The organism is Mesorhizobium sp. M0938, assembly GCF_040319125.1.
Lineage (GTDB): Bacteria > Pseudomonadota > Alphaproteobacteria > Rhizobiales > Rhizobiaceae > Mesorhizobium > Mesorhizobium robiniae.
Genome location: NZ_JAMYNS010000001.1, coordinates 536,898 through 547,525 on the forward strand (window position 1 = coordinate 536,898; position 10,628 = coordinate 547,525).

The 10,628-nt window shown below is 63.5% G+C and carries 5 protein-coding genes; all 5 read left to right on the forward strand.

Annotated elements, in window-relative coordinates; all coding sequences use genetic code 11:
• The first annotated feature begins 714 nt into the window (after positions 1-714).
• The 5 genes from NKH73_RS02605 (at position 715) to NKH73_RS02625 (ending at position 10,291) form a co-directional block, all read left to right on the forward strand.
• A complete protein-coding gene (locus tag NKH73_RS02605; protein ID WP_352927608.1) occupies positions 715-5,010 on the forward strand; it encodes a putative Ig domain-containing protein in 4,296 nt (1,431 codons plus the stop codon).
• A gap of 200 nt (positions 5,011-5,210) precedes the next feature.
• Positions 5,211-6,581, forward strand: a complete 1,371-nt coding sequence (locus tag NKH73_RS02610; protein WP_352927611.1) for a cytochrome ubiquinol oxidase subunit I — start codon at positions 5,211-5,213, stop codon at positions 6,579-6,581.
• A complete protein-coding gene (locus NKH73_RS02615; RefSeq protein ID WP_352927614.1) occupies positions 6,581-7,585 on the forward strand; it encodes a cytochrome d ubiquinol oxidase subunit II in 1,005 nt (334 codons plus the stop codon). The genes NKH73_RS02610 and NKH73_RS02615 overlap by 1 nt, the downstream gene beginning before the upstream one ends.
• Positions 7,586-7,712: 127 nt before the next feature.
• On the forward strand, positions 7,713-9,926 hold the full coding sequence (locus NKH73_RS02620) for a mechanosensitive ion channel family protein (RefSeq protein WP_352927616.1): 2,214 nt from the start codon (positions 7,713-7,715) through the stop codon (positions 9,924-9,926).
• Entirely contained in the window at positions 9,923-10,291 is a 369-nt protein-coding gene (locus NKH73_RS02625) for a hypothetical protein (protein ID WP_352927619.1), read from the forward strand. Before NKH73_RS02620 ends, NKH73_RS02625 begins: the two co-directional genes overlap by 4 nt.
• Positions 10,292-10,628: the final 337 nt, after the last annotated feature.

Below are 10,628 nucleotides of genomic sequence, written 5' to 3' on the forward strand. Positions count from 1 at the left end.
TGCCGGCCTGCGAACGGCGGTTTCCTGCGCGTCCGGTACTGATGGACCCAAATGTCCGCTCCGTTCCGGTTCTCGGGACCCACCATTCTCGGCTCTGCCTGACCTGAATCTAAACGCCTAGTCCAAAGCCAGGAATGGCCTTATCAACTTAACGGAATCACCGGCGAAGCCTGCTGTCATATCACAATCGATTCATCGATCACAGGACGTGCTCTAGACGACGCCACGCTAGCGTCTCGGACTGTGGCAACCAATCCTTATGAGACGCAAAAACCGTCTCGCCACGCTGCTCCGCTGACGTCTACCCAAATGAGACGGCCATAAGCGTCTCGCTGATCCGAGCGTAGACCGATGATTTGCGAGAGGGGCGTGACGTCGGTAAGAATCTTATTTAATTCGAGTATAATTGCACCATCATTGCGATTTTGAATGCGAATACCTACAGTTAAGCTTCCCAACGAAACTACAGGCGAGAGGGCGCGCGCGATCCAAGATATCAACGCTTCCTTCAACCGCGAAGCTTAGGCTGGCGAAGCCTGCACCCCCTGTTTGGGCTACAGCATTACTGGTGTAGCAAAAATGCATCGTACTTGCTTAATATTGAGCCTCAGTTGCCGCATCCGATATATCACGACAACTTCATGGAAATTCTGATTGCACTGCGCCGGTAGATCATTCTTATAGATCGAAAGTCGCAGACTTGGCGGGGGCGTCATGAAATCGAAGAGACATGTGCGAACGGTTGCGCGGATACTGGGCGCGATCGCGATGGTCTGCGCCTGGTCGGCCAGCGCATCGGCGCAAAGTTGTGCTCCCGGCGAGACGGCACATCCATTCGGTTTTACCGGCGGCCAGCAAACCATAACCGTTCCACACGGCGTAACCCAGGCCACGGTTTTTCTCTCGGGTGCCCAGGGTGGTTCCGGCAGGAGTGGCGCGGGCACCATTGGCAATAGCCCCAATAGCCCCGGCGGCGTCGGCGGCCTCGGCGGCCGCGTTCGCGGGACGCTTCAGGTCACGCCCGGCGATGTGCTGACAATCGGCGTCGGCGGACAGGGCTCGCAGGCTGTCAATCCTGGCGGTGTTGGGGAAGGGGTCGATGGCATTGGCGGTGGCGCAACGGATCTGCGGCGAAGCGGCAGCCGTGTCGCCATAGCAGGCGGCGGCGGTGGCGGCGGCAATGCCGGCTGGAGCACAGCCAATGCGACTGCCGGTGGTGCCGGAGGTGTAGGCGGTGGTGGCCTTGGCCTTGCAGGCGCGACCGTGCCCGGTGGCACAGGGCCATTCGGCGGCGGCGGCGGCAGCGTCGGCACTGGCGGTGCGGGCGGTGCGGGTTGCGGCACATTTCCCGCTACAGCCGGCGGCGCCAACGGCGATGGCGGAGATGCCTTCAATTTCTCGGGCTCCTTTACCGGCGCCGGCTATGGCGGCGGCGGTGGCGGCGGCGCAGTCACCGGCGGAGGCGGCGGTGGTGCTGGTGTGGGCACGACCAACTGTCAGCAGAACTGGAATGGCGGCGGCGGCGGCGGTGCGGGCGGTAGCTCGGGTGTCGCGGGGCTGCAATCAGCTACAATCAACAACGGTGTTGTCGCCGGTAATGGCTCAGCGCTGATCTGCTTTGCCGAGCCACGCTTCTTCGTCGGCGGCACCGGCAGCAGCGCCAGCGGTCCGGTCACTCTTCAACTGAACAGTTCGAGCGGCCCTCAGACCGTTACTGTCGCAGCCGGGGCGGCCGGCTTCACTTTCCCTACCGGATTGCTCAACGGCACCAGCTGGAGCGCCTCGATAGTCTCCAACCCGGCGCAGGAAATCTGCACGCTCCACCCAACATCCGGCACCATTGCCGGCGCCGATGTGACCAATTTGGCGCTCGCCTGCACCGCCGTGACCGTCGATATCTTGCCATCGACGCTGCCCGGCGGCGTGTCGGCGGTGGCCTATAGCCAGACCCTCACGGCCACCAGTCCAAATGGCGCAACCGCGCCCTTCAGCTTCGTCATCTCATCTGGTTTGGTTCCTGCGGGGTTAACACTATCGTCGGCAGGCATCTTGTCAGGGACGCCGAATACGCCCGGCACTTTCAGTTTCACCGTGCAAGCAACATCGGACAACGGCTTTTCCGGCACCCGGACCTATTCGTTGGCGATTGTCGCACCGGTGATCGCGATGGAACCCGCGAGCGTCCCCGGTGGAGTGGCCGGAACCGCCTATGGGCCGGTGGCATATTCTGCAACGGGCGGAACAGAACCTTACAGTTATACGCTGAGCGCCGGCACGCTGCCGGCCGGGATGACCTTGACCGCTGGCGCACTGGCCGGGACGCCGACTGTCGACGGCAACTTCAACTTCACCGTGACGGCCACCGACGCCAACGGCTTTACCGGTTCACGGGCTTACACTTTGGCCGTCGTTGCCCCTACGATCAGCATCGAACCTGTCAGCTTTGGCAATGGGACGGCCGGCACTGCCTATGGGCCGGTGGCGCTGTCGGCTCAGGGCGGAACGGCACCCTACAGCAATGCAGTGTCTGCCGGCGCGCTGCCGGCCGGGATGACCTTGACCAATGGCGAACTGACGGGGACACCGACTGTCGCCGGCACATTCAATTTCACGGTGACGGCCACCGACGCCAATGGCTTTACCGGTGCGCGCGCCTATGCGCTGATCGTCAACGCGCCGGGCATCGATGTATTGCCCGACAATCTGGCAAATGGAACAGCCGGCACTGCCTACGGGCCGGTGGCGCTTTCCGGTCAGGGCGGTGCAGCACCTTATACCTTTGCACTAACCGCCGGCGCCCTGCCGGCCGGGATGAGCTTGACCAATGGTCAGTTGGCGGGAACGCCGACCGCTGCCGGTACTTTCAACTTCACCGTGACGGCCACGGATACCAACGGCTTTCCCGGCGAAAATGTATACACTTTGACCATCAACGCCCCAGAAATTACCCTGGGACCGGACAGCCTTCCGATCGGAACCGGGGGCGTTGTCTATGGGCCAGCTACCTTTGCTGCAGCAGGCGGAACCGCTCCTTATAGCTATACACTGACGGCTGGCGCCTTGCCGGCTGGTGTAACCCTGACCAATGGCGATCTCACGGGAACGCCTACGGTCGCCGGCGACTTCACCTTCACCGTAACGGCCACCGACGCCCACGGCTTTACCGGCGAGCGCGCCTACGCGCTGACCATCGAGGCGCCGGAGATTACACTGGCACCTGGTAGCCTGCCGACTGGCAACGTGTTCGATGCCTATAGTGCGGTCACGATAAGCGCTCAGGGTGGTACAGCGCCCTACAGCTTTGCCCTGACGGCGGGCACCTTGCCGGCGGGCCTGAGCCTTGGCGGCAACCAGATCTCCGGCACGCCAACGGAATCCGGCTCGTTCAATCTCACCGTGACGGCGACTGACAATCTCGGCTTCACCGGCCAACAGGCCTATACGCTCGTGATCGAGAGAACGCAGCCGGAAGCACAGGATCACACGCTGACCGTTCTGGCCGGCACCACCGGCACGGTTGACCTCACCCAAGGTGCGGTCAATGGCCCGTTCACCAGCGCCGCCATTGTCACGCCGGCGCCAGACGAGGCCGGCGAGGCGACGATCGTCGCGGAAAGCGGTACCTACATCCTCAGTTTTGCGGCGTCCGCCACTTTTGCCGGCGCCACCAGCCTGACCTATACGCTGTCCAACTCCGATGGCGCGTCGGCGCCGGCGACAGTCACCATCAATGTCACCGCCCGCGCCGATCCATCGCGTGATCCGGAAGTGATCGGCCTGATCCGGGCACAGACGGAAAGCACCAAGCGGTTCGCCAACACGCAGATCCGCCACTTCAACCAGCGCCTCGAACAGCTTCACAATGAGGGCGAACGGCGCACAAATTCCATTGGCGTAAATCTCGGCGTCCAAAGCGATCCGAACGATCCGGACGCCTATGCCGAGGAGATCGTGCAGAGCGATCCTGCGCTGGATGCCATCCAGCGCGCTGTACCCGACGCGGCGACCAACACCGCTAGCGGTAACCGTACGGCAACAGCCGCGCAGCCGCTGCCCACCACTGCCACAGCCTATGCGCAGGACAAGCCCGGCCAGCAGCGCCAGGCGCCGGCCACCGGCACGGCGATTCAAGGCAGCAGCGGCAGCGCCGCGGCCGACCCGATCGTCTCCGACAGCCCATTTGGCGAACTCGCCCTCTGGAGCGGCGGCTATGTGAATTTCGGCAGGAATGACGATGGCGCGCTCAAGCTGGAAAGCACCCTGGTCGGCGTCAGTGCCGGCGCCGATTACCGGTTCAGCCCTCAACTGACCGCCGGAGTCGGCTTCGGCTACGGGCGCGACGTCACCGATGTCGGCGATAATGGTACCGAAAGCCATGCCAAAGCCATTTCCATTGCGGCGTATGGGAGCTACCGCCCGGTGCCTGGCTTCTTCCTCGATGGGCTCGCCGGCTATAGCAGCCTGGATTTCGACAGCGAGCGTTACGTGACGGCGACGGGCGACTTCGCATCGGGAACACGCAGCGGCGACCAGATCTTCGCCTCGCTCTCGGCCGGCTATGAATATCGCCAGGACGGGCTTCTGATCTCGCCTTACGGGCGGGTGTCAGGCTCGCGCTCCAGGCTCGATGGTTTTACCGAGACCGGCGCCGGCCTCGATAATCTGACCTTTGGCGAGCAGGAGATCGACACGCTGTCCGGCACGCTCGGCCTGCGGCTGGAAAAGGCAATGCCCATGGGCTGGGGCGTGCTGACGCCACGCCTGCGGCTGGAATACACGCATGATTTCGAGGGATCGAGCCGCGCCAGCATGGGCTATGCCGATCTCGGCACCTTGCCTTATGGGTTCGACGTCGAAGCCTTCTCGCAGGATCTGCTGTCGGTCGGCCTCGGCTTTGACGCGCAGATGGGCGATGGCTGGAATTTCGGTATGAATTACAGCACCGTGGTCGGTACCGATGGCGACAGCCAGGATCACACCGTCTCAGCCAAGTTCGGCATCCGGTTCTAGTCTTGAGATCGGTCAACCGGTCTCAAGGCGCTAGGCCGTATACTGATCCGAGTATAGGTGCCTACCCTGGCTCCGATGACAACGCCTCAGGAATAAACGGTCCCGTCCTGCGGCGTTCCGCCTCGCGTGACGCCACGCCGCTTTGACCGTTTGGCGCATCCGGCCTATCTTCCTGCCATAAGCAGCAGCCGGAGCCCACCATGGACCCGCTCATCCTTTCGCGCATCCAGTTCGGCGCGAACATCTCGTTCCATATCCTGTTTCCGGCTATCACCATTGCACTTGGCTGGGTGCTGCTGTTCTTCAAGCTTCGCTATAATACCACGGGCGATTCCGCCTGGATGCGTGCCTATTTCACCTGGGTAAAAGTGTTCGCGCTGTCCTTCGCCATGGGCGTGGTTTCGGGCGTCACCATGAGCTTCCAGTTCGGCACCAACTGGCCGGGTTACATGGAGACCGTCGGCAACATAGCCGGCCCGCTGCTCGCCTATGAGATCCTCACCGCCTTCTTCCTTGAGGCAGCATTCCTCGGCATTATGCTGTTCGGCTTCCGCCGTGTCTCCAACCGCATCCACACGCTGGCGACCGTGCTGGTGGCCGGCGGCACCACCCTGTCCGCCTTCTGGATCATCGCGCTCAATTCGTGGATGCAGACGCCGGTCGGCTTCGAGATGCGCGACGGCGTCGCCCACGCCACCGACTGGTGGGCCATCGTCTTCAATCCATCCATGCCCTACCGGCTCATCCACATGCTGCTTGCCTCAGGCCTGACGGTTTCGTTCCTGATCGCCGGCCTGTCGGCGCTGCGCTATCTCTATGGCGACCGCTCGGAATCGATGTGGAAGGCATTACGCACCGGTGTCTTCACTGCGGCGATCCTGATCCCCATCCAGATCTTTGCCGGCGACCAGCACGGCCTCAACACGTTGGAGTACCAGCCGCAGAAGATCGCCGCCATGGAGGCTAACTGGAACACCGGACCAAACGTGCCGTTGGTCCTCTTCGCGCTTCCCGACGAAGCGGCTAAAGAGAACAAGTTCGAGGTCACCATCCCCGACGGGGCCAGCCTCATCCTCAGGCACAGCGCCAGCGGCGTCGTGCCGGGGCTGAACGACTATGTCGGCAACCACCCGCCTGTTTTCCCGGTGTTCTGGGCTTTTCGCATCATGGTCGGCACCGGGGTCTTGATGCTCGTCGTATCCTGGTCGGCCGCCTTTTTCTTGAAGCGCCGCCACAGCCTGCCGAAACTGCTGGCCTTGGTGATGGTGCCGATGGCGCTGTCCGGCTGGCTGGCGACGCTAGCCGGCTGGTACACCACCGAGATCGGCCGCCAGCCCTGGCTGGTGACCGGCGTGCTCAAGACCGTCGATGCCGTCGGCCCGGTCGCCGGCAGCCAAGTCGCGCTGTCGCTTGCGGTCTATCTCACCCTCTACGCGCTGCTTCTGATCGCCTATCTCGGCGTGCTGGTGCATCTGGCGCTGAAGGCGGCGAAGGATGGCGACGCCTCGCCGCTGCCGGGTGTCCTCAACGCGCCGCTGTCGCAGCCTGTTGCCCAACCAGGAGAACGGTGATGACCCTCGACTGGCCGACATTGCTCCCCGTCATCTTCGCCGGCCTGATGGGCCTTGCCATCCTGATCTACGTCATTCTCGACGGCTTCGATCTCGGCATCGGCATCCTGTTCGCGGTCGCCGAAGACGCCGAGCAGGACACCATGATCGCCGCGATAGGTCCGTTCTGGGACGCCAACGAGACCTGGCTGGTACTGGCCGTCGGGCTGCTGCTGGTCGCTTTCCCGCTGGCGCACGGCACCATCCTCACCGCGCTCTACATCCCCGTCTTCCTGCTCCTGGTCGGCCTCATCCTGCGCGGCGTCGCTTTCGACTTCCGAGCCAAGGTGCCGGCCGGCAGGAAACATCGCTGGAACCGCATCTTCTTCCTCGGTTCGGTCATCGCCTCGCTGGCACAAGGCTATATGCTGGGCATCTATGTGCTCGGCCTGGATGTCGGCCTCGGCGGCATCGCCTTTGGCGCGCTGGTGGCGCTCTGCCTTGCGGCGGCCTATGCGGCGATGGGCGCGGCCTGGGTCATCTACAAGACGGAAGGCGAATTGCAGAAGAAGGCGGTGCTCTGGTTGCGCAGTGCGCTGGTGCTGACCGCACTCGGCATGGTCGCCGTTTCGCTGGCGACGCCGCTAGCCAGCCCGCGCATCTTCGACAAATGGTTCGTCTGGCCCTCCATGCTCTATCTGTCGCCGCTGCCGGTCCTGTCGGCGATGCTGTTCGGCTGGCTATGGCGGCAGACCTTTCATCTGCCCAAGGCAGACGACCGCCATGCGTTGATACCGTTCCTGACGCTGGCCGCCATCTTCACGCTGGGCTTTGCCGGGCTTGCCTGGTCGTTCTATCCCTTCGTCGTGCCCGACAGGCTGACCATCTGGCAGGCGGCATCCGCGCCCGAAAGCCTTGCCATCATCCTGGCCGGCACGGTGGTCGTGCTGCCGATCATCATCTTCTATTCGTTCTACGCCTACCGCGTCTTCGGCGGCAAGGCGACGGATCTGACCTACGATTGACGGCAAGCGCCGCGATCCGGCGGTGTTCCATGACCCTGCGGAAACAGAATATTCACCTTCCGCGGCAATAACCCTTCTTCGACAGAGTCCCGCCCACTGCTGCACGGGCGAGAAGAAGGACAATGCAATGAGCGGTGTCCCCGTCGCTTCAGCCAGACAGCATCGGCTGGCCTCGGCCCTGATCCGTATGATCGCTCTGATCGTGGCGCTTGCCTTGTCCGGCCTGCTGCCGTCGCTGCAACAGGCAGATGCCCAGGAGGCAGCCGACTGGGCCGGTGCCAACTGGACCGGCGTTTGGGACACGAAATGGCGCGGCGGCGGCGCCGAGATCACGTTCGAGCAGACCGGCGCCGAGGTGAAGGGCGTCTACCCGCTCTATAATGGCCGCATCGAGGCAAAGGCCGAAGGCGAAAAGCTTGTCGGACGCTGGTTCGAGGGCAATCGCCAGGGCGCTTTCCTCTTCGTTCAGTCGCCCGACGGCGAGAGCTTCATGGGGCGCTTCGAAACCGCTACCGCCGAATGGTGGACAGGCGTGCGCGTCAGTGCCGTCGAGGACATCCGTGTCGACCAGGCCAGCCCGATGACGACCATGCGCTCGTTCCTGCAGGCGATGAACGAGAGCGGCGCCGACAATGTGCCGCGCGCAACCGGCGGCGGCATGGGCCTCGCCGCCCGAGCGGCCGGGTTGGTCGATGTCGCCGACGCCGACCGCGGTGGCCTCAACATGCCCGACTACACCAAGCTTCTGTTCAATGTCATCGACAATGCGACCTTCCGCCTCTGGAGCCTGCCGCATGACGCGATCGCGGGCGACGAGGTGAGCGCCAAGCTCCAGCAATATGGCACCAACGTCGCCTTCGACGTCACCTTCCGGCGCAGACAAAGCGAGTGGTTCATCGTCGGGCCGCCGCTTGGCCTGCTCCAGGCCAAGCTCGCCGAATTCCAGGCGGCCCGCGGCGAAGCCGTCGATATGGTCGACGATCCAGCCAAGCTGGCCTCGCCGCGCGATGCGTTCAAGGTGCTGCTCAGCGGCGTCACCGAGGCCGGCGACCCGGCACAGGCGGCGCTTGATCTGCGCGATTACACTCCGGCCGTGCGCGCCGACGAGGCGGTCCTTCTCGAGCGCTATCTGAAGAAGGTCATCGATCGTATCGGCTATGTCTACTGGCAGGAAATTCCGGACGATCCCAAAAGCAACACGCCCTATGTCTATTTCGAGCATCCGTCCGGCAACATCGTCATCGGCCCGGTGGAAACGGACCCCGCTGGCACCGGCAACGGCAAGATCTGGCAATTCACGCCCGAGACGCTCGCCAATATCCGCACGCTCTATGCCGATGTGGAAGAGGTCCCGGTGGCGCCGGAATTCGCCGCTTTCGCCAGCACCGACCCGTTCTTCGCCACGCGTGGCCTGGCCCGCGAGATCAGCCCCCGCCTGCTCACCCGCGCCGGACCGATGGAGCGCTGGCAATGGTGGATGCTCGGCCTGGCAGTGCTGGCCGGCATTGTCTTCGGCTTCATCGCCAATGCAGTAATTTCCTTCTTCACGCCCAGCCAGAACCGCTCGCAGCGGTCGGGTTTCCTGCGCGTGGTCGAATGGGCGGTACGTTCGATCTTCCTGGGCCTTTTCCTTTTGGTGACATTGCGCCCGCTCGGCCTGCCGCAGGTGGTCGCAGCACCAGTGAAGGCCGTGGCCTGGAGCCTGATCGTGATAGGTTTCGTACCGGTGATCTGGCACCTGATCGGCAGGATCGCCGGTCGTTACCGTAGCATGTGGCGGGTGCCGGGCTATCACGACACGCTGATTTCGCTGACCACCGGCGTGGCGCGCGTGGCCCTGCTGATCGTCGCCTTCCTGCTGTTGGCCGAAGTGCTTGCCATCCCCTATGAAGGCGTCATCGCCGGCCTCGGCATCGGCGGCCTCGCCGTGGCGCTGGCGGCGCAGCCGACGCTGCAGAATTTCCTCTCCGGCCTCACGCTCTACGCCGACCGGCCGGTCAGCGTCGGCGACTTCTGCAAGTTCGGCGGACAGTCGGGCACCATCGAGCATATCGGCATGCGCTCGACCCGCATAAGGTCGCCCGACCGCACAATCATCTCGGTGCCCAATTCGGACTTCGCCGGCATGCAGATCGAAAATTACGCGCATCGCGACCGCACCCGTTTCGCGACGACGCTGCAACTGCGCTACGAGACCACGCCCGATCAGTTGCGCTATACTTTGGCCGAGCTGCGCAAGCTGCTGATCGCGCATCCGCGCGTCATCGACGATCCGTGTCACGTGCGCTTTGTCGGCTTCGGCCCCTATTCGCTCGACATCGAGGTGTCCACTATATCATGACGGCGGACGGGTCCGAGTTCCTCGCCATACGCGAGGACATCCTTTTGTCCATCATCAACATCATGGACGATGCCGGCACGCAGTTCGCCTTTCCCTCGCAGTTGGAGTACACGGCCGCCGATCTGCCGGCCGACGAGGAAAAACGCATCGCTGCGGAGAAAAGGGTCCGCGACTGGCGTGAGGCGGAAAATCTGCCTTTCCCCGATTTCAGCCAGATCGAGAAGCTCGCTCTCAACAACACCCACGCCTATCCACCGCAGGGCTCGGCACAGTACCACGAAATGAAGCCCGCCCCGACATCGACTGCGGCCGGAGCGACGCGGGAAAAGGTGCGCTGGAGCCTGCCGTGGAAAAAAGGCGCGTAGCTCGGCGCTACTCCCCTTGAGGGGGAGATGTCGCTGAAGGCGACAGAGGGATCCCCGCGCGTTGAGCGCCAATTTCGTTTCCTCGGTATGTCCGATTGCGTCTCGCCAACCGAACCGACCCCCGCCTCGAAAGCTTCTGCATCGCAGCAGTGCCGGCCCCTTCCACCTCTGCGGAACAGCGCACAACAACTGCGGAAACCAGAACACTTCCCCGATCAAGCCCACACTATCATCGCCTATGACCAGGGCGCCCCGCCCCCCCCCCACCCCCCCCCCCACGGGCGCCCGGGGCCGCCAGGGGGAGAGGCGCGGTAAGTTAATTTGTACCCGGTGGATT

What these genes read in the sequence shown, in the direction of transcription:
- NKH73_RS02615 (WP_352927614.1), top strand. Translation starts at nt 6,581, where the DNA reads ATGACCCTCGACTGGCCGACATTGCTCCCCGTCATCTTCGCCGGCCTG.
- NKH73_RS02620 (WP_352927616.1), top strand. Translation starts at nt 7,713, where the DNA reads ATGAGCGGTGTCCCCGTCGCTTCAGCCAGACAGCATCGGCTGGCCTCG.
- NKH73_RS02605 (WP_352927608.1), top strand. Translation starts at nt 715, where the DNA reads ATGAAATCGAAGAGACATGTGCGAACGGTTGCGCGGATACTGGGCGCG.
- NKH73_RS02610 (WP_352927611.1), top strand. Translation starts at nt 5,211, where the DNA reads ATGGACCCGCTCATCCTTTCGCGCATCCAGTTCGGCGCGAACATCTCG.
- NKH73_RS02625 (WP_352927619.1), top strand. Translation starts at nt 9,923, where the DNA reads ATGACGGCGGACGGGTCCGAGTTCCTCGCCATACGCGAGGACATCCTT.